Genomic DNA, 22728 nt, shown 5'->3' with positions numbered 1-22728 from the left:
TACGTCCTTATACTATAAAATAGAACGTAAATAACCTATGTAAATATCTCATGCAGACAGCATCAGCAAAGAATACGATATAGGGCTAATTAAGCAACTGTCCTCTTCTACCGTTGGCAGCAAATTGAACATGCTCAACTTGAATTGGAGAGTATACTTGTAAAAAGAGGCTTCGCGTAAATCCTGTTTAACAGGATTTACGCGATACTATAAGAAGATCATGGCGGCAACAAAAAGCGCATGTTTCCAGTGCCTATTCTTCTTAATGAAAATGAGAGAGACAGCTGCAAACGTTCTATAAATAGATGGTATAGCAGGATCCAGGCATGTATTTTTTATCAATGATTGGAATTGGAGAAGCATAATGGAGATATTTCCTTCACATACCATTCATGACCTATCCACATCGCCACAGAAAGAACAGAGACAGAGCGTGGGTTCGCGAGTTCGGCAACTGTTTATGCGATCATCTACCGCCCCTGTCACGGCGCAGCAAAAGCGTGGGCAAAAAACACGTCCCCTGGCCCTCAACGTGGCGCAACGCACCGATGTTGGACGCAAACGTCAGCATAATGAGGATAGCGTTGCCTATATTATCCCCAAAGATCAGCAGTTATTAGAACACAAAGGTGCCTTATTTATCGTGGCCGATGGCATGGGAGGACATGCGGCCGGTGAAGTTGCCAGCGAGATTGCCGTCGATTCTGTCTGCACACTCTACTACCAGGATGCCGATGCCGATGTTCCCGCCAGCTTAATACGTGCAATTCGCTATGCCAATGCAACTATTTATCAACGCGCGACAGAAAATGCTCAGCACAGTGGCATGGGAACCACGTGTGTGGTCGCGGTCCTACGCGGCAACGTTGCCTATATCGCCAATGTCGGGGATAGCCGCGCCTATCTGGTCCGGCATGGACAGGTGCGACAGATCTCACAGGACCATTCCTGGGTCGCGGAACAGGTTCGCCTGGGGCAGATGACCGAAGAAGAGGCGCAAATGCATTCTATGCGCAACATTATTACTCGCTCCCTCGGTCCCTTTCCAGAGGTTGAAGTCGATATCTTTGTGGAACAGGTCGAAGAGGGCGATGCGCTGGTCCTCTGTAGTGATGGACTGTGCGGCATGATCAATGATCAGGAATTGACCAGTATTGTCGAACAGTTTGGCCCGCAGGAGAGCGTCTATCGCCTGGTAGAGTATGCCAATGCCCAGGGTGGCATCGATAATATCACAGCTATCGTGGCACGCGTTTATCAAAGATAGCTCTCGTCGATCACACATATCAAAGTATATCGATCAAAAAACCGCAGTGACCATGCTCTCAACCTGAAAAACACGCTGTTCGGCGATCGGTGGGAGACACGACGCGCTCCTGCAACCCGCCACGCTATGCCTGTGCGAGCCACTGTTCGGCCTTCTCCACGATCTGCAGATGCTCTGTGCTTCTTGCCTCCTCCATAATCGCCGCAAACGCCTGCCTGGCCTCCTGCTGCTGACCACGCATCAAGGTAATCTGCGCCAGGACAAGCTGCCCCTTCATGCGGGTCTCAGCCTCAACCTCCAGCTTCATCGCACGCTCGATATCTTTCTGCGCGCGGCACAATAGATGGGCACGCTTGCGCTCATCACCCTGGACGGCCGTTGCCTGCGCCAGGCGTATATTGGCCAGGGCGACCAGTGCCTGGCCGATCGATGGCGCGTTTTGCATCGAGCGGGCCACCGAGAAGGCGGTACGGATACACCTGGCCGCCTCGGCCAGTTCGCCGCGCGCCTGCAAGATACCGGCCAGGTTGGAGTTCCATTTGCTGGTATATTCCCGATCACCCAGCACAAGGCTCAATTGTAAAGCGACCTCGTATTGCTTTTCGGCCTCAACCAGGTCTCCCAATGCGGCATCCAGTTCACCAAGATTGCTGGAGACCAACGAGAGCAGTGGCCGGTCGCCAATGCTTTCAGCCATCCATTGCGCGCGCCGAAGCGCGGCCTGCGCCTCCGAGTACTGGGCCATTTTAAGATGGATAAAGCCCAGGTTGGAAGAGATATGGGCGATCTGTCTCTGCTCCTCATATTGCTCGAAGAATGCCAGCGCCTTGTTCTGGTAGGCCAGCGCCCGGCTGAGCTGTCCCATATCAACCGCGATTGAGCCCATATGCCGCTGCAGGCGTCCCAGCAGATCAGGATACCCTTCGATGATGCGCTGCATCAGCGTCTTGCACGCTTTACGATCTGTGGGAGGCCGGACCGGACCCTGCTGCTGGCCCTCTTCTAATAATAAGAGGGCTTCCTGCGCGCTATGTAGAGCCTGTTCGTATAACCCCTGCATCTGGTAGAGATTGCTGCGGGTATAGTACAGGCGCGCCCAGACGGGTCCACCAACGACTCCCGCCTCACGCAGCAATTGCTCGCCCTGCGTCCAACAATGCCAGGCCTGTTGCGGATCACCCCGGTACCGCCAGGTCCAGCTCATCTGATCCCAGAGCAGCGCCTGCTGTCGTGCTTCGGATTGTGAATCCAGCATGGTCATATGGCTGCGACGCAGTTCAAGCGCCTCGTGAAACAGGCTACACACTTTTTCGGAGTCGCCACCGCTGTTCATGGTGCATTCAGCCAGGAGTTCTAGCAGAGAGATAAGCTGTGGCAGCGTATCCTGGGACCGGACCTGTTTTAAATACTGAACGGCTGTCTGGTAATGGGTCGCGGCGTCTGCATAGGCCGATACGCCGTACGCATTATTGCCGGCCAGCTCCGCGTAGTACGCGATTTTGTCAGCCTCCGCTCCAGCTCGCAGCAGGTGCATGGTTACCGTCGCAGCCACGTTCTCTTCACGCCCCTTGTTCAAGCTGATAATACTCTCGGCAGCCTTACGGTGCAACATGGCCCGCCGCATGGAAGAGAGATTATCGTACAGATACGTGACCAGCAAAGGGTGCCAGAAGTGATAGGTGATGCGTGTGCCACTGCCCTCATCGGTAATCACGCCAAATTTCCATGCCTCATCCAGCAGAGGCAGAATGGCGTCATTATCATCGGTATCGGAGCCTGTTTCGAGCATGCAGATCATAGGAAGCTCAAACGACCCCCCCAAAACGGCCGCGTGCTGCAATAATTCCCGGCAGTTGGGCTTGAGTAGCTTGATACGCGCTCCCAGAGCTTCGGTGATCGTCACCGGAAGATCGGCGGCATCGGAACAGGCCAGTTGCTCGGCGAAGAAAGGGTTACCATCCGCATGGGTCTGAATGCGGTTCACAACCTCCTCGGGAAGAGGAGACAGGTTGGTGACCAGCAGCTTGATCTGCTCAGGGGAGAGCGGCTTGACGTCCATCGGCAGAATGGTATGCTCACGCTGCATCTCCAGGATCATCTTGCGCAAGGGATGAGAGGCCTCCTTTGGCACCTCGGATTCGCGGCAGGTGGCGAAGAAGGCGATGGGATAACCAGTGAGCTGGCGCGCGAGGTGACCGAGGAGCTCGTAGCTGCTGACGTCCGCCCACTGGATGTCGTCCAGGACAATTAGCATGGGACCGTTATCGCTCGTCTGCTTGAGCACTTCGCTGACCGCGTTATATAACGCGTATTTGGCCTGTTCGGGCAACAGGGAGAGCGAGGAGCTCCGACCGGCGATATGCGCCGGAAGAACATCGAGCAGTCCACTTAACGTCGATAGGGCGCGCAGCGTTTCAGTGCTGAGCGAAGAAACGATGCCGGGACTTTTGATCAAGATGTTGCGCAGCGCCTCAACCCAGACTCGATAGGGGATCACGCTTTCGATCTTGTAGATGCGGTTCCAGATAACGTTCCAGCCGTTGCTCTGCGCCTCGCGCCCTAACTCTTCCGCCAGGCGCGTCTTGCCGATGCCCAGGTCGCCCTTTAATAAGAGAAATTGTGGCTGACGCTGCGTATCCAGCGGAATGCCACCCACACGGCGCGCTCCCACCAGTTGTAGGCGCGCGTTCTGCTCGACGTTGCGCAGGAGCATGCGCATGGCCAGCAGTTCATTATCGCGGCCGACAAGATCCCCCTGATGCGTGCGCCCGATCGGTTCGCTGGAGGGAGGCGCGGGCAACACGTGACGGGCCTGCGCGGAACCGCCAGCCGCGTTGCCGTGCCGACCTGCCTTCTTGCGCAGCGAAACTGGCTTTTCTGGACTCTGGATGGTCGCTGACTCCGCCTTCAAGGCGATATCGGCCAGCGCTTCACCAGAACGAATCGCGGCATGCAGGGCACGCGTTTCAGCGGCAGGAACAGCCTTGTAATCGCGATACAAGAGCTTTTCAAAGTGTTGATATGCCTGGATGGCTTCACCGCGACGCTTTAACTTCATCAAAGCAACCAGCAGTTGCTGGATCGCCAGTTCATTGGCCGGCTCTTTCAGCAACAGGTTATTCAATACATTGATAGCTTTCGCATAATCATTGCGGTCCGCATAGAAGCCTGACAACTTCAAGAGGAGATCGATCCATTTTTGCCGCAAGAGCTGACGGCGACCGGCCGCCCATTCAGAGGTACGCTCCTCAAGAAGGAAATCACCCTTGTAGAGCGCGATGGTATCCTGTAACACTTTCTCATATTGTGCTAAACCACTTCCGCCCTGCTCTATCTGCTCAACCATCCGTTCAAATTCATCGGCATCGATCCAGATCCGGTCATGGCCTGCAAGGGCAAACCAGTCACCATCCGTGATAAAGCGTTCGCCAGCATTGCCAGGCCGCTCCTGACCCGGTTTGACCGAAGGGTGCCCTAAGATCTTTCTCAAGGAATTCAGCGTCTTGTTCAGTGAGCTGTTGGCGGTCGCAAGATCATCGTTGGGCCAGAGGGTAAGGATAGCCTGAGAGCGGGTAGAACGTCGTCCGGGACAGCAGAGGAGATAGGATAGCAGGGCGCGCACCGAGCGTTGTTGCCAGGCGGCATCATCAATCACCCGCCAGTTGCGCCCCTTCTGCTTGCCACGTGCTGATGAGGTCCGTTCTTCAAGGCGAAATTGACCCAGCGTGAAGATACGCAGCACAACATTGTCCGCCTCGGCAATCGCTGCGGATTCCGGCGCAGCCGTGGAAAGTGGGGAGAAATGTAAGATCACAGCACTATCTCCTGTCACGGTTGACGGTGTATCCAGAGTTTGCTGTACCTCTGGAGGCAGATGCTTGCCGATATAGGTCCGCGAGGTCTGCCCATTCACGGTCTTATACGCATACCAGTACGGACCATGGCCAATCCCTTCGCGGCACCTTCGACAACGTGGCTTTCCACAATACGTCACTTGTTGATGATAGGTGATCCTGTTATGCTGTGTCATGCCACATACTCCTCGCTATAGGTCTACGCTTCTTGCGCCTGCCAATGCCATGAATAAGAGTGATACCCGTTCTGGTATAGCCCCGGCCTATTGTTCTCTTATGACACATGCCTGCTATTATCAATCAATTCTTACTCTGAATAGAAAAAATGTACTGGTAAATAGCCATAACCTGGTCAATCTTAGTATGCGCTTTAATTTCAGAAAATATCACACTTTTTCAAAATCATCAATGTTTTGCTATCGTTCGCGAGCGGCCCTGTAATCTCTTCTTCCTTGCACTGTGGAATACGGTAGTGATCTTCGTACATACTAAAACAATTTTACTACGATCTTCTCAGAAAACGCAAAAAATAGGAACTAGCGAGACAACAATAGCGGGACCCAATGGTCCCGCTATTGTTGTCTCGCTGGATTAGAAGGTGGAGATCTGTACAGTGCGCTGACGGGGGCCGTCCAGCTCGACCAGTACGATGCGCTGCCAGACACCCAGGAGCAGGCGGCGATTCGTGTAGGGTATGACGAGCGAGGGCCCGATCAGCGAGGACAGGATGTGGTCCGGCGTATGTTCGGGATCGTGTGGATGGCGGTAATGGAGATCTGGTTGCATGGCTCGCAAGGCATCCAGAAAATCCAGGTCGGTACCAGGATCCAGGTCAGCGGTCGTAATGGCACAGGTTGTGTGCGCGACGAAAAGCGAGCAGATGCCGCTTTCGTTCCTGGAATGCTGGATATATTCCTCTACCGTCTCGGTAATATCAACGATCTCATCCTTTTTCTGGGTACGAATGTGCAGTGTCTTCATTTGCGTATCGATGCTGGCCTCCTCCAGGTATAAAAAGTTTACTTGCACGTGATCAAATTGTAGCATGCGCCGCCCAGGGCTTTGTCATGTTCCTCTTTGGCGCCTGCGGCGCCGGGTTGGGGTGTATGGTGGGCGGCCGCGGCCGCCCACCATACACCCCACACTCTACACTTGAAAGAATGTCCATCGTATCGCTTGCTCGTGATCTCCCGGGCTACACGGGACTTTTCTTTGTATAGTACTCCAGGACGCTGCGAGCTCGCTGAATAATTTCTGCATGGAGTTCGGCGGGTTCCAACACCTCTGCCTGGTCACCAAAACTAATGATGTAGGCGCATGCCTCATCCGGCGTATCAAAGCCCAGGTGAAAGATCTGCCAGCCATCCTGGTCAACGACCTCGGTCTGCTCAACACGAAATAATCTACTCGATCCATAGATACGCGCCACCGCTTCAGGCGCGACCCGTATGGTCGCCTGGTACCAGCGCAGGGTAGAGGTAAAATTTCGCGACGACTGCGTCCAAAAAGAGGCCAGGTCGAAGTCAGGCGGGCGCAAAGATGCTTCCTCCATAATACGTACACTCTGAACACGTGAAACGCGGTAGCTGCGACTCTGTCCGTCCACCACCGCCACCAGGTACCACGTGCTCCCTTTGGCAACCAATCCCAGCGGATCGGCGACGCGCTCCACCAGCGTCTCTCCGCGCAGATAGGTAAAGCATATCTTATGTTCCTGCCAGATCGCCTGCTGTAGCGTTGGCAGGGCGGGAACAGCCTCCTCGCGGCTATGCCAGCTGGCGGTATCGATATGGATACGCTGGCTCACATATTCAGCGTCCCGTCGACGGACCGCTGGCAACGCGGCCAGCAATTTGATCAAGGCCCCCTCGGACGCCTGGTGTAGACCCAGATCACTCAAGACATGCGAGGGCCGGGCCAGAAACAGAGTCTGTATCTCATGCTCATTCAAGCCGGTCAGATTGGTACGATACTCCTCCATCAAACTCCAACCACCGCCGGTACCGCGCTCAGCCAGCACAGGAATGCCCGCGCAGCTCAAAGCCTCCATATCACGATGAATCGTCCGCTCAGAGACCTCCAGGCGTTGCGCCAGTTCACGGGCCGTCAGGCGCCGATGCACCTGCAAAAGCAGCATAATCGAAAGCAAACGGTCAGCACGCATATCGCTCCTCCGCCAGCAGGAATCAAAATCATCATTATTTCTTAGAATGTGGCTGACGTTCCTCTTGTTCAGGCACTTGAGCGCCCCCGCACAGGCGGCCGCGTACGCGTCCGCACTCGTTTTGTATGTTGGTGCGACAGGCGCGCATTCGCGCGCCTGTCGCACCAACATACCATTGACTGCCGAGCACCGCAGGTGCGAAAACACAGGCAAACCGCGGGCGCTATCTTGAGGATCAGGCACATGCTTAAATGTAACACACCAATATGACAATGTATGTCATGAATGGTTCAGCCAGGGACCAATGCATCGAATTATGGTGGAAAGAGGTTGAAAAAGGTAATCTATACAAAGAAGCATGTGCTACTATAACAGGGGACGTGCGTGGTCCACACATTGTTAGAAGGACGGAAGACATACGTGAGTACACATGACATTCAAAGCAGCGAGTTGTGGGAAGTTTCTCGTCGGCTGATCAATTTTGATACCGTCAGTGCGCATAGCAATCTGGAAGCGGTCGAGTACCTGGAAGATTATTTAAAAGAGATCGGCTTTACCGTTAAGGTGATTGCGGATGACGTTGATGGGGTCAAAAAAGCATCGGTCCTGGCGTGGTTTGGTCCCAGCCAGCCCGGTGGCCTGATGATCTCAGGGCACATCGATGTGGTGCCATTTGAGGGTCAACCGGGCTGGAAAACCGATCCCCTGGTGATGGAAACAGATGGGAAACGCATCTATGGGCGCGGCACGGCCGATATGAAGATCTTTATCGCGCAGGCACTGGTGGCGGCCAAACAGGTTGTTCAGCAGCACCAGGACTTTAAGCGTCCCCTGCTATTTGTCTTTACCTATGATGAAGAGGTGGCGGGCCAGGGCTCGGGCAGGCTGATCAAGATGCTACCTCAATTCTTTGAGGAGACCTTCCCGATGCCAGAGATGGCGCTGATCGGTGAGCCCACGGACTTTGAGATCTATTCAGCCCATAAAGGCTATGCCACCTTTGATCTGGTCGTACGCGGCATCGGCGGACATAGTAGTGTGCCGAAAAAAGGCATGAACGCCATTGAGAAGATGGGCGATGTGATCCGTATCATCACTGAAATTGATAGAGAGCTTGAACAACGCATCACCCCCGAAAATACACAGCTCTTTCCCGAGTGTCCACCTTCGGCCTTTAATTTCGGCATCATCGGCGGTGGGCTGGCGGCGAATATGATCGCGGATACCTGCCGTCTGAAAATGAGCCTGCGCGTCTCACCTGGAGATACATCCGAGGAGATTCTGGGCACTATGAAGGATCGGATTGAGCGCGAAGTTACCAGGAAGATGCGCGAGTTCTCACCCGAATGCGCTGTGACGATTGAAAATTTACATGCCACCCCACCGATGAAATCGCCGCAGCAGAGTCCGCTCAGCGCATTGCTCAGTCGCGTCTTCAACAAACCAGTCGAGCATGGCGCGCCCTATGGCACCGATGCAGGCAATTTTCAGCATATTGGTATCAATTCATATGTCTGTGGACCAGGTGCACTGGAACAGGCGCATCAACCCAATGAAAGTATCCCGGTTGAGCATTTCTTAAGCGGACAGGAAAAGGTGGAGCAGATCATCGCGGACTGGTGCGTCCAGGACTAATCCCGAACGTAAATAGCAAAACAAAAGGACCACTGTGATAGTGGTCCTTTTTGATCAGGCTCCTCGAATAGGATTCGAACCTATAACCCATCGGTTAACAGCCGATTGCTCTACCATTGAGCTATCGAGGAATAGCGTTGCTCTTGAACGTTGATATAATAAACCACGACAGGCAATTTGTCAATACCCACCGCGCCACAAATTCTATCTTTTTTTTGGGAAAATTCGGTAGAGTTTATCCAGTATTTTTGATCGCCTGATATACTCTTCAGTAGAAGAGATACAGAGGTATAATCGCGCGTATATAATTTCCTGTCTAGATTTAAGAAAAGAGAGTACATTGAAGACCTCAGATGATCCCATGGCATCAATAACCAGTGCCTTTTTAGATATGAATACTGATGGTGAGACTATCGTGCTGGCGTCACTGTCGGCCGGCGTCACGCTCCCATATGCAAAGCAGGATATAGCCGTCACCGACGTAACCACCGGACAACGTATCGGGGTAGCGGCCATGAAAAATGCTCATACCTATCACGCGATTGTCGTGGGCGATCTCCAGCATATCCTGGGTGCGCCCAATGATTGGAATACCGATGATGATCATACACGCCTGCACGAAATACATCCCAATCTCTACCAATATACAGCCTCACTACCCGCTGGCACCTATCATTATAAGGTCGCGTTCAACAATGGCTGGAGTGATGTGATACCACCGGAAAATATCACCCTCACCATCGCGGCTGATAATACGCCTGTTACGTTTTCCTATGTACCGGATAGTCCGGTCACCCGGCAGGCGGAAGTATACGATAGCATCAATAATCCCGATGCCATCCTGCCAAAGGCGGCGGATACCACCACTGCCTTGATCGCCATTACGCTGGAAGCGTCGCCCGATGTTTCCCATACGCTGGAGCTTCAGTTGAGTGGCTACGCTGCGATCCCCATCGTACCCCGCACGATCCTGAATGCTGAACGGTTTATCTATCAGGGTAATGACCTGGGCTATACCCTGACGCCCCAATCTACAGCCTTTCGTCTCTGGGCACCTACCGCCGCGGATGTGCAATTGCTCCTGTTCGAGAGCGAAACGGGTGGTCTCACGCGTCAGCTGGCTATGCAGCGAGCGGAAAAGGGGACCTGGTACGCCAGTGTAGACCTGGCGCTGGAGAACTGGTACTACCTCTACCTGGTAACGGTACAGGGAGAAAACCGAACGGCGGTCGATCCCTATGCGCGCGCGCTGGCGGTCAACGCAGCCCGCGCCATGATCGTCGACCTGGCAAAGACCAATCCCGCCAGCTGGGAAGGAGATCGTTCGGTAACACTTGCCAATCCCGTCGATGCCATCATCTATGAGCTCCACGTGCGGGATTTCTCGATCAATCCCAACTCGGGCATGAGGCATAAAGGAAAATTCCTGGCCTTCACCGAGCGCAACACCAGCAGCCCCGACCAGATGTCAACCGGCGTGGAGAGCCTGAGGGAGCTCGGCATCTCCCACGTCCAGGTACTGCCAGCCTTTGAGTTCGCCACCGTTGATGAACGCAGGCCCGATGAATATAACTGGGGCTACGACCCGAGCAATTACAACGTGCCCGAAGGCGCCTATGCCACTACTCCCCATGGTGCCACTCGCATCAGCGAGTTCAAGCAGATGATTCAGAGCCTGCACCAGGTTGGTATCGGGATCGTTATGGATGTCGTCTATAACCATACCTTTGCGACCGGTAGCTCGGACTTCGATAAGATCGTGCCCGGATACTACTATCGCACCGATAACAGTGGTCATTATACCAATGGCTCGGGCTGCGGCAATGAGATCGCCAGTGAACGCCCGATGGTACAGAAGTTCATTCGCGATTCCCTCATCTACTGGGTACGGGAATATCATGTGGATGGTTTTCGCTTTGATCTGATGGCCCTGCTAGGCGTAGATACGATGAGCAAGATTGAGCAGGATCTACACGCGCTCAATCCGGGACTCCTGATCTACGGTGAGCCTTGGGTGGGTGGCGCTTCAGCCCTGCCGGCCCGGCAGTTGTTTACCAAGGGCCAGCAGCGCGGCAAACGCATCGGAGTCTTTAATGACCATATCCGCAATGCATTGATCGGCAATGTCTTCGCGCACGATATGAAAGGCTTCGCGACCGGAGATAGCGAACAGGTAGACGAGATCAGAAGCGCGGTCAGCGGGAGCATCCATGACTTTACAGATACGCCAGCCGAGACCATTAATTATGCCTCCAGCCACGATAACCTGACGCTGTGGGATAAGATCATGGCCAGCAGCGAGCAAGCCAGCGAGGCCGAGCACATCCTGATGGATAAACTGGTACTGGCGGTCTTGATGACGTCGCAGGGGGTACCCTTTTTCCAGGGCGGCGATGAATTCCTGCGCTCAAAAGGAGGAAATGACAACAGCTACAACGCGGGTGATGCCGTCAATCAGTTTGATTGGTCCCACAAGGCCAAATATAAGGATGTGTTTGAATACTATGCAGGCCTGATCAGGCTACGCAGAAATCATCCCGCCTTCCGCATGAGCACGGCGCAAGATATCAATGCCCACCTGACCTTCCTGGATGGTCCCGCCAATACCGTCGCCTTTCAGCTGGGGCCGCACGCCAACCAGGATAGCTGGCAACAGATCCTGGTTATCTATAACCCCAACAGTACCTCTGCTTCATTCGCCCTGCCTGAAGGCAGTTGGACGCTGGTCGTTTCGGTAGATCGGATCAGTGAACAGGGGCTGGAACAGGTCAGTGGAACCCTCGAAGTTCCCGCCATCACCTGTGTCATCCTGCATCAAGGCGAATAAGATACGGGACACTATTGCCAGGATAGATCGTTTTGCATCTCCATAACTCGACCGTACGTGTACCACACAAGTTCTATAAATTTATAAGTATGGAGGAACCATATGGCCGATGCAATCGATTCTATCGGGCAACCTGTGGTAGACCCCCGACATCCTGACAAGACCATTGGAGGAGAAGATCGACATGATACCCATGTGCGACGTATCATTGAAAGACTTCTCTGGGTGCTCGGGTTATGTCTTTTAGCCGGGGCTGCCTATTACCTGCACCTTCATAAGGGACCCCTGCCGGGCGAGGTAGCATTCTCACGTGCCGTGCAGGCCATTCATTATCCCGCCTGGCTACTGGCTGTGATCACGTTTTTTAGTACCTTCAATGATATTCCACCCTCAATTGTCGAGACCACCGTCGTCTTTATCTTCTTCTTACTGATTCGCTGGTGGAAAGAGGCGATCTTCTTTATACTGACCATCGGTGTTGGCAACGGTATCAACATCTTGATCGCCGACCTGGTCGTGCGGCCACGTCCAAGCCCAAAATTGATTCACGTCTATACGCCACTCACGTATAATAGCTTTCCATCCGGTCATACTGAACATGATGTCGTCTTCTATGGCTCGCTCTTATATATTACCTTCACCAGACAGGTGCGCGAATGGCGCTACCACTGGGTCTTGATCCCGTTCCAGATCTTCGCCGTCATGGCCATTCTGGGCATTGGCTATTCGCGCGTATTAGAGGGTGAGCACTGGCTCAGCGATGTGCTCGGCGGCTACCTGTCAGGCACACTGTGGCTATTCTTGCTCATCTTCTGCTACCGTGGGGTCACGAATATGCAATACAAACGGCGTCTCAAAAAAGAGCAAGGGAGGATGCACTAACATGCAATGGGGGTGATGTGCGATCGCACATCACCCCCATTGCATGTTAGTGCATCCTCCTTATTAAAATTTACGCAGGAGTGGGCGCGGGGACTTCTTCTCCATCTGTTGCTTGATGAGGTTGGTGTAGAAGCCGTTCTTCTGCAGGAGATCCTGGTGCGTGCCGCTCTCGACGATCGTCCCCTGATCCATGACCAGGATGACGTCTGCGTTACGAATCGTGCTCAGGCGATGCGCGATAATGATCTGGGTACAGGGCAGTGTTTCCAGATTCTGGGCGACTACCTGCTCCGTGACTACATCCAGGTTGCTGGTCGCTTCATCTAAGAGCAAGATCGCGGGATGATGGGCGATGGCACGGGCCAGGGCGAGGCGCTGGCGCTGGCCACCTGAGAGCGCGCTCCCACCTTCGGCCACCGGCGTCTCATACCCCAGTGGCATACGCACAATATCGTCGTGGATGGCGGCCATCTGGGCCGCGCGCACGGCATATTCCTTATCCATGTGTGGATTATTGAACAGAATATTCTCCATCACGGTCCCGCTAAAGATAGCCGAATCCTGCAAGACCACGCCGAACTGCCGTCTCACCTCCTGATATTGCAATTCGTTCAATGGGATGCCATCGTAGTAGATCTGCCCCTCACCAGGAATGTAGAGGCCCAGCAGGAGCTTGCCAAGTGTGCTCTTGCCAGAACCGGTCCGGCCGACAATCGCCACCTTCTGGCCGGCGACAATATGCAGATTGATGTTATGCAGCACACGGGGGGTTTCAGGCGAATAGCGGAAGCTTACATTCTCCAGGTGCACATGACCGGTCAGTTTGGGCGGCGATTTCAACGTCTGAGCGTGCTGTTCTGGCTCGCTCGTCATGATGTCGGCCAGGCGTTCCAGGTGCGCCTGCACGATCTGTAGCTGCTGCCCGCTACTCACCAGCGACGACAGGGGCGAGAGGAAAGAGGTCGAGAGGGAGCTCAAGGCTAACATGGTACCAACGGAGAGGGTTCCATTGAGGACCTGCGTCGCCCCTACCCAGAGCAGCGCCATGGGAGCAAAGCCGCGCAACAGGCCCATGGCCGTGCTGGCGATGGTTGAGATATAGCCTCTGCGCGTCGAGATGTTGAGCTGATCAAAGAACAGATTGGTCCAGCGATCGTGGGCGCTGTATTCGGCACCGGCAGCCTTGAGGGTGGCGATACCGGCCAGTGCCTCGGCCATGTAGCCCTGCGACTTGCCCTGGGCTGTCAATTCCTGCGCCGCCAGACTGGCAATGGTGCGATAAACACTGAGCATCAAGATGATCTGCAATACGCCGATGACCAGGGCCAGCAGTCCAAAAGTTGGCGCCACCACCATCAAGATCACCAGGTAAAGGATAACCATGCTCCCATCAAGAACGGTTGAGATCACCTGGCCGCTCAACGTATCTCGGATGATTGTATTGCTGCCCATGCGTGTCAACAGGTCGCCGCTGGAACGCTGCTGGAAGAAATTATAGGGCAGGAGCAGCAGATGCTCAAAGAAGCTGAGCATCATATGTGTATCGATGCGCGCCCGCACATAGATGAGCAGCCATTCTCGCAGCAGGGTAATAAAGGACTGCGAGAAGAGCATCATCAGCATGCCGGCCCCCAGCAGGATCATAGCATTTGTCAGATGGAAAGGGATAACCTTATCGATGACCGTTTGCGTGAGAATGGGCGGGAGCAGGCCGATGATCTGTAGTATAATGGAAGCCAGGATCACCTGGATCAACGCTCCCGGTGCCTGGCGCACGGCCTGCATGGCGTACATTTTCAGGGAGAGCGAGGAGGTAATTTTGCGGCGATGAAAACTCATGCCGGGCTCTAGCATCAGGACGATACCCGTAAAACCCCCATTAAATTCCTCCGCGTCCAGCTGCCTGCGGCCCGTCGCGGGATCCACCACGGTCACTTGCTCGGGGGTCCATTTTTCCACAATCAGAAAGTGGTTGAATTCCCAGTGAATGATGGCCGGCAGGGTCACGTCTTTAAAATCGTTCTTCTGCAAGGCGACGGCCCGCGAGATCATCCCCATGTTGCGAGCCGCCTTCACCATATTTAAGGCTGATATACCATCGCGGCCGGCGCCATAGTTCGCCCGCAGTTCAGAAATGGTCGTCTGACGCCCATGATAGGTCATGATCATCGCCAGGCAGGCCAGGCCGCACTCAACCTCGCTCATCTGCAGGATTACAGGAACGCGCTTTCTCCATATTTTATTGACCATCGGGTGTGGTAAATAGGGGAGCTTTCTCTTCTCTCCTTCCTTTGGCAGAAGTTGTGTCTTTTGTTTGCTGGCATCCATCATTTACCCCCTCATCAAACTACCCAGACCCGGCAACATCGAGAGAATGCGTTGCGACCCTGTTTTCACATTCGCGACCAGCACAGACCCTCCAAAGGTGGAGGCCGGTATCCTATCGATCTGTATCAACACCACAATGGAAGGTTGCGTCACGATCTGCGCCATAAATCCATAGCGCTGATGAATGACACTCGGGCTAACCACCGCTGGTTCAACCTTGATCACTTTACTGGCAAGCTCTTCTTTAGATGCACCGATATGCACCAGTGCCTGTTGACCTACCCGCAGTTGAGGTAGCTGGTCAGCAGAAAAAAAGAGCGCCGCCTGCGCCCCTGGTTGATTCGCGGCCCCCAGGCTATGCTTGTCCAGCACAACACCCGGCGCGGTCGCGTAGATAGGAATTTCATCGTTCCAGGCAACGCAACCTACCACAGCAGCTATCCCGAATAAGGTCCATATCAGCAATGCCGTTGGCAAGGCCCGGAAATGAGGCAGCGTTACTTTATCCCTTCTCTTCTTATAATGATTTAAAGCTTCTTCCCTAAAAATTTGCGAAGACGTAGACATATCTGCAATCCACCCAACATTCTATACTTTATAATTTTGCCACTATATACAGTATAAGAATTCACCCAAATACGCCCCAAAACGTTTTTACATAATTTTTATTCATGCAATAAAATGAGCTATAGATTTATAAAATATGATTCAATATACTTTTAAACTTCTTAATCACAACTATTCGATTTTTATTTTATTATTCTATATACAGCAATATTAAAAAAGCATTCATCTGATGTAGACATAATATGAAATAAAAGCGCTGCCATGAATTTTTTTTAAACTCTATGGTATTTTTTCGCCGGACGGTTGTTTTGTGAATTTTTATAATGCATTTAGGTACCGCGACAGGAGACACAAAAAGAGAATAATGCAATTAAGAAGTATTTAGCGATACCTGAACTTTTTGTGTGATTGTAATTAAATCGCTAATAACTTCACATATCTCTTATAAATTTTAGCGGTACCGGGAATGTTGAGTCTTTGCGTGACGCAAAGAGAAAGGATACATAACATGAACACTGAAAACACAGTTGAGCAAATTGAATTAAACGATTCTGACCTGGAACAAGTTGATGGAGCCATGGGCAACTTCCTTGGCTATGGTTACGGCTATGGTGGCTTCATCTCCCCGTATGTCGGTGGCTGCGGCCTCTACAGTGGCTTCATCTCCCCGTATGTCGGTGGCTGCGGCCTCTACAGTGGCTACGTTGGTGGCTTCGGCGGCTTCGGCGGCTTCGGCGGCGGTTGCTTCTAATCTTAGTGGCAAGCAATAGCCATTCATGTGGGTTGCCTGTGTCAGGCCCACAAATTGCTCACGCAAACAGGAGGGGAACTGTGGTTTCCCTCCTGGACGGCACGAATTATCAATTCTGCCAACAACCACAATGTGCCTGCCTGCATACAACACATAGACAGTCAGGTGCAGGCGAACAAAAATCTTACTATTGAACGAACGGAAGGTTACACACATCATGAGTTTAGACATTGCACGCGCCTGGAAAGATGCTCAGTATCGAGGAACCCTCACCAGCGAGGAACTTGCTCAGCTTCCTGAGAATCCCGTTGGGGCCCTTGAGTTAACGGACAACGACCTGGCCAGCGTCAGCGGTGCCTACAGTGTTGGTGTTCCTGGAGCCGCCTCTTCAACGAGTGGTTATGGCGCTGGAGCCGGCCTCAATATCAATCTCACCGGCTGCTGCGCAACTGGTAACGTCGGTGGAGTATATCCTTCAACCTATGGTGGTGGTGCATCTATCCCTGGCACACCAGCTGGCAGCTGGCACCTTTCCTATGTGTATGACGCCGGGGCAAGCGTAGGCCCAAGCGTTGGCTGTAGCAGCCCGAGTTACTATACCAGCTGCAACATCTGCTAGTTATTGCAGATCTTTGTGCATGATTTTGTTGCTTGCATCAGATACTCAAGATGGCTTGATGCAAGGCGGGAGAGAAAGTACCAGAAGATTCCTCTCCTGGCAGCGATCCGCATGAACAACACTTACTCTGCCAACAATGACAACATGCCTGCACTGCCTACCTTATAAAGACCTACGTGCTTCCACGGGGCCGGTAGGGTGCTGATGAATGAAGATTTTGAACGAATGAAAGGTTATATATCATGAGTTTAGACATTGCACGCGCCTGGAAAGATGCTCAGTATCGAGGAACCCTCACCAGCGAAGAGCTCGCTCAGCTTCCTGAGAATCCCGTTGGGGCCCTTGAGTTAACGGACAACGACCTGGCCAGCGTCACCGGCGCCTACAGTGTTGGTGTTCCTGGAGCCGCCTCCTCAACCAGTGGTTACGGTGCTGGAGCAGGCCTCGATATCAACATTACCGGCCTCTGCGCGGCCTGTGGCAATTATCCCAGCAACTATGCATCGAGCACGGCGAGCACCGCCGCCAGTGCCCCTGGTACACCAGCCGGTAGCTGGCACCTCTCGTATGTGTATGATGCTGGAGCAAGCGTAGGAGCAAGCGCTGGATGTAGCTCAAGCTACTATGCAACCTGTAGCGTCTGCTAATCACGGGTCTATGATGACACACACGACGTGAGAACCACGCGGTTCTCACGTCATGCCAACCAGCTTTACATCGCCAGATCAGCAAGTTGATCGGCTTGTCGCGCTGTAAGATGCCTTTATGCGCAGCGCGACAGGCCAGGTTTTTTTAGACGGTTTAGACCAGAGATCTACGTAAGATCAATATTCATAGAGTTAGCTCTACTGCTTTTAATAATTGTCGCGTTTGAGACCTTCATCCTCGGGGGATGTTGATCGGAAATACATATATGAAACAGAGTCTAGAGATTAATAAACAACACGATAGCTATACAGCCGGGTGGTTTCGCGCCTTGAGTTTGACCGAGCGCGCGGTTTCACTACCCCAGCATGGTGATACTGAAGAACCACAGACAATCTCAGAAGCGCAGCTGGCAATGGCACGCAAACACCTGAACCGCTGGAAGGAACAACTCCCATTTTCCAATACGTCTCTCTTTGAGCAGCGCCTGGCCAGCGATGGTCTGGCGGAGAAAGAGGCGTTGTTTTTGCTCGCCGAGTCACCAGAACAACTACAAGAGCGCGTGGCAGCTACCATCTCTCTCTCCTGGCTGCACACGCTGATCGATGCATATACACGTTACACGCCTGAGCAATCTCCCCTGAAGATCTTTAAGCCCCAGGAAAGGCCAAATCATTCAGGGGCCTTTCTGGAAACGGTAGAGCCTCTCATTATTAGCGGGCTCCTGCGCTTGCAAGCGGGCATCCACGCATTATCTCAAATGTATACGCGCCTGCCCTTCGATCCAAATACGATCATTCCGCTGCTGCTGGCGCAGATTCCAGATCGCGTGCTGCCAAAGATGGTCAAGACGATGGTGTTGGAGCTGCATATCGCACGCCTGCAGGGACGTCTGCGAGGCGAGACAGCGGAGAAGCGCTTTCAGGATTTTGTCGAGCAGCTGATCCAACCACAGAACATGCTTCAGCTGCTTGAAGAATACGCTGTCCTGGCCCGCTTGCTGGTCGAGAGCATCGACATGTGGGTCGACTATAACCTGGAGATACTGACGCGTCTGTGCGATGATTGGCCAGAGATCCTGGCAACGTTTCGTCCTCAGCATGAGCCGGGAACACTGATTGAGATTAACGCGAGCCAGGGGGATACCCACCGCCGGGGGCATAGCGTTGCCGTACTGGTGTGGGATTCAGGCTTTCGGCTCGTCTACAAGCCACGCTCGCTGGCTGTAGATGCTCACTTCCAGGAGCTGCTGGCCTGGCTCAACCAGCATGGTTATCAGCTGGGATTCCGTACAATAAAACTTGTGCAGAGACCCACCCATGGCTGGGCCGAGTTTATCGCCCCTCAGACCTGCACGTCTATGGAACAGGTACAACGCTTTTACGAACGCCAGGGCGGATACCTGGCTCTGCTCCATGCACTGGCCGCCACCGATTTCCACGCCGAAAACATTATCGCCGCCGGTGAACATCCCGTTTTGATCGACCTCGAAGCCCTGTTCCATCCTTACCTGCTCAAGGAGATCGAGCGGCAAAAACAATCACCCGCCATCCGGGCGCTGGATTACTCGGTACTGCGCATCGGTCTGCTTCCCCAGCGTATCTGGAGCAGCGAACAGGGTGAAGGAATCGATGTCAGTGGGCTGGGAGGAGCGGCCGGTCAGATGACGCCGACGCCGGTCACACGCTGGGCCGACATCGGCACCGATACCATGCAGATGCGCCTTGAACACATCGAGGTCAAGCTGGGTGATCATCGGCCAACCCTCAACGAGCAGGATATCGACACAAACATGTTCCGTGAGACTATCTCTGCCGGCTTTCGCGCCGTCTATCAACTCCTGCGCCAGCATCGCCAGCAACTGCTGGCAGAGGTGTTGCCGCGCTTCACCCATGATGAGATACGCTGCTTGATTCGCGCCACTGGCTACTATAGCATTCTGGTCAACAATAGCTTCCACCCCGATATTCTGCGCAACGCCCTGGATCGGGACCGTTTTTTTGATCGTTTGTGGATAAACGTTGAGCAGGACCCACAGCTGGCGCGCGTCGTCACACAGGAACGCCTGGACCTGCAGCGCGCGGACATCCCGATCTTTACGACGCGCGCAAACTCCATCGATCTCATCAGCAGTCAGGGTGAGGTTATCTCGGACTTTTTTGAGGATACGGGGATGAATGCGGCGATCCGCCATCTGCAGTCCTTTGATGATCAAAACCTGCTGCGGCAAGAATGGCTGATCAACGCGGCCTTTGCCAGTATCACACAGGTGACCGATCCACAGGTACAGCGCTCGATCAGCTTTAATCCCGAAAGTCCGACTGCGACGGCAGAGGATTGCCTGGCGCTGGCCAGCGAGATCGGCGATCGCCTGATCGAGATCGCGTTCCATAATGAGAACATCGTTGAATGGCTTACGCTAATCCAGATGAGAGAAACCGAGTGGCAGATCGTGTTTACCGATGCTGAGCTCTACAATGGCTCAGGGGGCATCGCGCTGTTCCTGGCCTATCTGGGACAACAAACAGGGGAAGAGCGCTATACAGTCCAGGCCCGCAAAGCCCTTCAGGCCACACGTCTGAAGGTCCATACGCACATCGTGCAGGGCGATGAGTATGGACTGGGCGCCTTTACAGGTCTGGGGTCCTTTTTCTACCTGCTTACCCACCTGGGAACACTGTGGCAAGAAGAGGAGTTGTATACAGAGGCCGAGGAGCTCATTCAACAGCTATCACCGCTCATCGCGCGTGAGACGGCATACGATGTCAATAGTGGCGTTGCCGGCTGCCTGCTAGCATTGCTGAGCCTCTATAAAATTCACCCCACCCCGAGCGTTTTGCAGATCGCGATCGAATGTGGGGAGCACCTGCTGGAACATATGCGTTCCACACCCGAGGGAAAAGGCTGGAGCCGAAGCGATGACCAGGTGCCGTTAACCGGCTTTGCCCATGGCAACGCTGGCATCGCCATGAGCCTCGCCCAGCTCTATGCCATCACCGGTGAACAGCGCTTCCTGTCGGCCGCCAGGGAAGCTGTGGCCTATGAAACAGCTCATTATTCACAGGAACAACAGAACTGGCGCGACCTGCGCAGGCATCGCCAGGCAACCGCGCGGGTAGATGGACAATCATTACAAAAGGAAGAAGAACCCAACGACATGGTCTCCTGGTGTCATGGAGCATCCGGCATCGCGCTCGCCCGCCTTGGCTCACTGGAGGCTGATCCCCGGGATGTCCTGTATACGGATATCACAAACGCGCTGGACACAACCCTGCGGCAAGGATTTGAGGCCAACCATTCCCTCTGCCACGGAGACATGGGAAACCTGGATATCCTGCTCATCGCCAACCAGGTCCTGGCAACCGATAGATACCAGGCAGACATTCAGCGCCTGTCCGCCCTGCTCCTGCAAAGCATTCGTGAACAGGGCTGGATCACAGGGGTCCCCCAGGGCATCGAAGTTCCCGGACTGATGACCGGTTTGGCCGGCATCGGCTACGCGCTCCTGCGCATGGCCGCCCCCACCCGCATCCCCTCCGTTCTCCTGTTAGCGCCACCCATCAAATTATAATCTCAACAAGGGAGGAAAACGGTGCAGTGGAGCTTACCGGGGCAGTTAGCCCCGGTAAGCTCCACTGCACCGTTTTCCTCCCTTGTTGTATGTGAGTAGCCATTATCTCCACCCGTGGACAATTTTTCGCTGGCTCATGCGTTATAAAAGATGAAAAAGAGAGTATTGTTCATGGTTGTCGAAGGAAGGTGGTGGGGGTATGCATATTCTTTTTATCACTCGTTATTACTATCCAGAGAAGGCAGCCGCCGCGGTATGCGTTGGAGAGACCGCCAGGCGTCTCCTCACATATGGGCACACCATTACGGTGCTGACCACGCTCCCCAGCTATCCCAACGGTATTGTACCGCAGCACTATCGCGGGCGCCTGGCACAGATTGAATATATCGATGGGGTGCGGGTGGTGCGCACGTGGAGCTATGCCAGTCCCAATCGCGGCTTTTTGAAGCGCGTCCTTTCCTATCTCTCCTTTGGTTGCCTGGCCGCTCTGCTGAGCCGCAAAGTGCTTGGCGCACCTGACCTGATCATTACCGGCTCCCCTCCACTCTTTAATGTGATCGCCGCTCATCTTCTACGCTGGCGCTGGCGCGTACCGCTTATCTTCTGGGTCGCGGATCTCTGGCCTGAATCGGCCGTACAACTGGGTGCGGTACGCAATCCGTGCCTGATTCAACTGGCCAGCTGGCTGGAGTGGTTTACCTATCGCCAGGCCCGGTTAGTATGGGCGGTGACAGCCCATATGCGTGATACACTCATACGCCGCGGATTGCCGCCTGAGAAGGTCTTTCTACTACCTAATGGTGTCGATACACAGCGCTTCTATCCCACCTCGCGGACCGCTGCTCGCCAGGCGCTGGGCTGGGGACAGGGCTTTGTCGTGCTGTACGCGGGCACCCATGGCCTGACCCATGGGCTCGATACGGTGCTGGCGGCGGCCGAGCAGCTCCGTGGCTATCCCGCCATTCGCTTTGTATTCGTAGGCGACGGCGCCGAAAAGCCCGCCCTGATGGCCGCGGCCCGGCACAAAGCTCTCTATAACGTCCACTTTCTCAATCCACTCCCGCATGAGTGGATACCTACCCTGCTGGCGGCCAGCGATGTTTGCCTGGCTCACACACGCAAACTTCCTATCTTCGAAGGGATGCTCCCGATGAAGATGTTTGAAGCCATGGCATGTGGTCGCCCTCTGCTGCTGGCGGTCAAAGGTGAAGCACGCCAGATTGCCGAGCAACAGGCCGGAGCCGCTATCTATTGCGAACCAGAAAACGCGGAGGCTCTGGCCGCAACGGTCTATTATCTCTATACCCACCCCGAAGTGGTCGAGCAGCTCGGACAAAAAGGACATGCGTATGTCAGGAAGCATTTCGACTATACAAATTTGACATATCAATTGAATCAGCAATTGCATCAACTCTTACCCGAGGCTGTGCTTACTCGCTGAGCGTGTCTGACTCTCGTCGTATAGAGCCACGTCAGCGCCCCCGCACAGGTGGCTGCTGACGCAGCCACACCGATTTTGTGTGTTGGTGCAAGGGGCGCGGATGCGCCCCTTGCACCAACACACAAAGAGCTGTTGAGCACCGCAGGTACGAACACCCATGCAGGCCGCAGGCCATCA

General features: G+C 54.0%; 14 protein-coding genes and 1 tRNA gene. 9 read left to right on the top strand and 6 right to left on the bottom strand.

What is annotated here, in order from left to right; translation table 11 throughout:
• Positions 1–433 precede the first annotated feature (433 nt).
• A complete protein-coding gene (locus KTT_RS30830) occupies positions 434–1267 on the top strand; it encodes a Stp1/IreP family PP2C-type Ser/Thr phosphatase (protein WP_160146249.1) in 834 nt (277 codons plus the stop codon).
• A 124-nt stretch (positions 1268–1391) separates the two neighbouring features.
• On the opposite strand, the gene KTT_RS30825 is transcribed toward KTT_RS30830, so the two are convergent.
• The 3 genes from KTT_RS30825 to KTT_RS30815 all read right to left on the bottom strand — a co-directional run bounded on the left by KTT_RS30825 (position 1392) and on the right by KTT_RS30815 (position 7285).
• Positions 1392–5297 (bottom strand): DUF6788 family protein, encoded by a 3906-nt coding sequence (locus KTT_RS30825; RefSeq protein WP_126601506.1) that lies wholly within the window; start codon positions 5295–5297, stop codon positions 1392–1394.
• A 415-nt stretch (positions 5298–5712) separates the two neighbouring features.
• Complete coding sequence (locus KTT_RS30820) at positions 5713–6168, bottom strand: secondary thiamine-phosphate synthase enzyme YjbQ (RefSeq protein ID WP_235845923.1); 456 nt, start codon at positions 6166–6168, stop codon at positions 5713–5715.
• Between the two features lie 148 nt (positions 6169–6316).
• Positions 6317–7285: a helix-turn-helix transcriptional regulator gene (locus KTT_RS30815; protein WP_126601505.1), complete on the bottom strand. Its 969-nt coding sequence runs from the start codon at positions 7283–7285 to the stop codon at positions 6317–6319.
• Between the two features lie 420 nt (positions 7286–7705).
• On the opposite strand from KTT_RS30815, the gene argE reads away from it, so the two are divergent.
• Positions 7706–8920 (top strand): acetylornithine deacetylase, encoded by a 1215-nt coding sequence (gene argE, locus KTT_RS30810; RefSeq protein ID WP_160146248.1) that lies wholly within the window; start codon positions 7706–7708, stop codon positions 8918–8920.
• 59 nt (positions 8921–8979) lie between these two features.
• On the opposite strand, the gene KTT_RS30805 is transcribed toward argE, so the two are convergent.
• Positions 8980–9051 (bottom strand) — tRNA-Asn (locus KTT_RS30805).
• A 209-nt stretch (positions 9052–9260) separates the two neighbouring features.
• Between KTT_RS30805 and pulA the strand changes: the two genes are divergently transcribed.
• On the top strand, positions 9261–11747 hold the full coding sequence (gene pulA, locus KTT_RS30800) for a type I pullulanase (protein ID WP_218031052.1): 2487 nt from the start codon (positions 9261–9263) through the stop codon (positions 11745–11747).
• Between the two features lie 102 nt (positions 11748–11849).
• Positions 11850–12629 (top strand): phosphatase PAP2 family protein, encoded by a 780-nt coding sequence (locus KTT_RS30795; RefSeq protein ID WP_126601503.1) that lies wholly within the window; start codon positions 11850–11852, stop codon positions 12627–12629.
• Between the two features lie 63 nt (positions 12630–12692).
• Here the strand turns inward: KTT_RS30795 and KTT_RS30790 are convergent, their stop codons facing one another.
• Positions 12693–14960 (bottom strand): peptidase domain-containing ABC transporter, encoded by a 2268-nt coding sequence (locus KTT_RS30790; protein WP_126601502.1) that lies wholly within the window; start codon positions 14958–14960, stop codon positions 12693–12695.
• Positions 14961–15389 (bottom strand): hypothetical protein, encoded by a 429-nt coding sequence (locus tag KTT_RS30785; protein ID WP_126601501.1) that lies wholly within the window; start codon positions 15387–15389, stop codon positions 14961–14963. It lies immediately after the preceding gene.
• A gap of 643 nt (positions 15390–16032) precedes the next feature.
• On the opposite strand from KTT_RS30785, the gene KTT_RS30780 reads away from it, so the two are divergent.
• The 5 genes from KTT_RS30780 to KTT_RS30760 all read left to right on the top strand — a co-directional run bounded on the left by KTT_RS30780 (position 16033) and on the right by KTT_RS30760 (position 22551).
• Positions 16033–16275, top strand: a complete 243-nt coding sequence (locus KTT_RS30780) for a hypothetical protein (protein WP_126601500.1) — start codon at positions 16033–16035, stop codon at positions 16273–16275.
• Positions 16276–16492: 217 nt separating this feature from the next.
• Entirely contained in the window at positions 16493–16894 is a 402-nt protein-coding gene (locus KTT_RS30775; protein ID WP_126601499.1) for a mersacidin/lichenicidin family type 2 lantibiotic, read from the top strand.
• Between the two features lie 242 nt (positions 16895–17136).
• Positions 17137–17541 carry a mersacidin/lichenicidin family type 2 lantibiotic gene (locus KTT_RS30770; RefSeq protein WP_126601498.1) on the top strand — a complete coding sequence of 135 codons (405 nt, stop codon included), beginning with the start codon at positions 17137–17139 and terminating at the stop codon, positions 17539–17541.
• Positions 17542–17807: 266 nt separating this feature from the next.
• Positions 17808–21110, top strand: a complete 3303-nt coding sequence (locus tag KTT_RS30765; protein ID WP_160146247.1) for a type 2 lanthipeptide synthetase LanM family protein — start codon at positions 17808–17810, stop codon at positions 21108–21110.
• 199 nt (positions 21111–21309) lie between these two features.
• On the top strand, positions 21310–22551 hold the full coding sequence (locus KTT_RS30760; RefSeq protein ID WP_126601496.1) for a glycosyltransferase family 4 protein: 1242 nt from the start codon (positions 21310–21312) through the stop codon (positions 22549–22551).
• The last annotated feature ends 177 nt before the right edge of the window (positions 22552–22728 follow it).

This window comes from Dictyobacter aurantiacus, assembly GCF_003967515.1.
Lineage (GTDB): Bacteria > Chloroflexota > Ktedonobacteria > Ktedonobacterales > Ktedonobacteraceae > Dictyobacter > Dictyobacter aurantiacus.
This window is presented reverse-complemented; position numbering and strand designations above follow the sequence as displayed.

Bases quoted from the DNA above. Each gene is read 5' to 3' on its own strand.
- KTT_RS30825 (WP_126601506.1), bottom strand. From the start codon at position 5,297: ATGACACAGCATAACAGGATCACCTATCATCAACAAGTGACGTATTGT.
- KTT_RS30820 (WP_235845923.1), bottom strand. From the start codon at position 6,168: ATGCTACAATTTGATCACGTGCAAGTAAACTTTTTATACCTGGAGGAG.
- KTT_RS30815 (WP_126601505.1), bottom strand. From the start codon at position 7,285: ATGCGTGCTGACCGTTTGCTTTCGATTATGCTGCTTTTGCAGGTGCAT.
- KTT_RS30795 (WP_126601503.1), top strand. From the start codon at position 11,850: ATGGCCGATGCAATCGATTCTATCGGGCAACCTGTGGTAGACCCCCGA.
- KTT_RS30790 (WP_126601502.1), bottom strand. From the start codon at position 14,960: ATGATGGATGCCAGCAAACAAAAGACACAACTTCTGCCAAAGGAAGGA.
- KTT_RS30780 (WP_126601500.1), top strand. From the start codon at position 16,033: ATGAACACTGAAAACACAGTTGAGCAAATTGAATTAAACGATTCTGAC.
- KTT_RS30775 (WP_126601499.1), top strand. From the start codon at position 16,493: ATGAGTTTAGACATTGCACGCGCCTGGAAAGATGCTCAGTATCGAGGA.
- KTT_RS30770 (WP_126601498.1), top strand. From the start codon at position 17,137: ATGAGTTTAGACATTGCACGCGCCTGGAAAGATGCTCAGTATCGAGGA.
- KTT_RS30765 (WP_160146247.1), top strand. From the start codon at position 17,808: ATGAAACAGAGTCTAGAGATTAATAAACAACACGATAGCTATACAGCC.
- KTT_RS30760 (WP_126601496.1), top strand. From the start codon at position 21,310: ATGCATATTCTTTTTATCACTCGTTATTACTATCCAGAGAAGGCAGCC.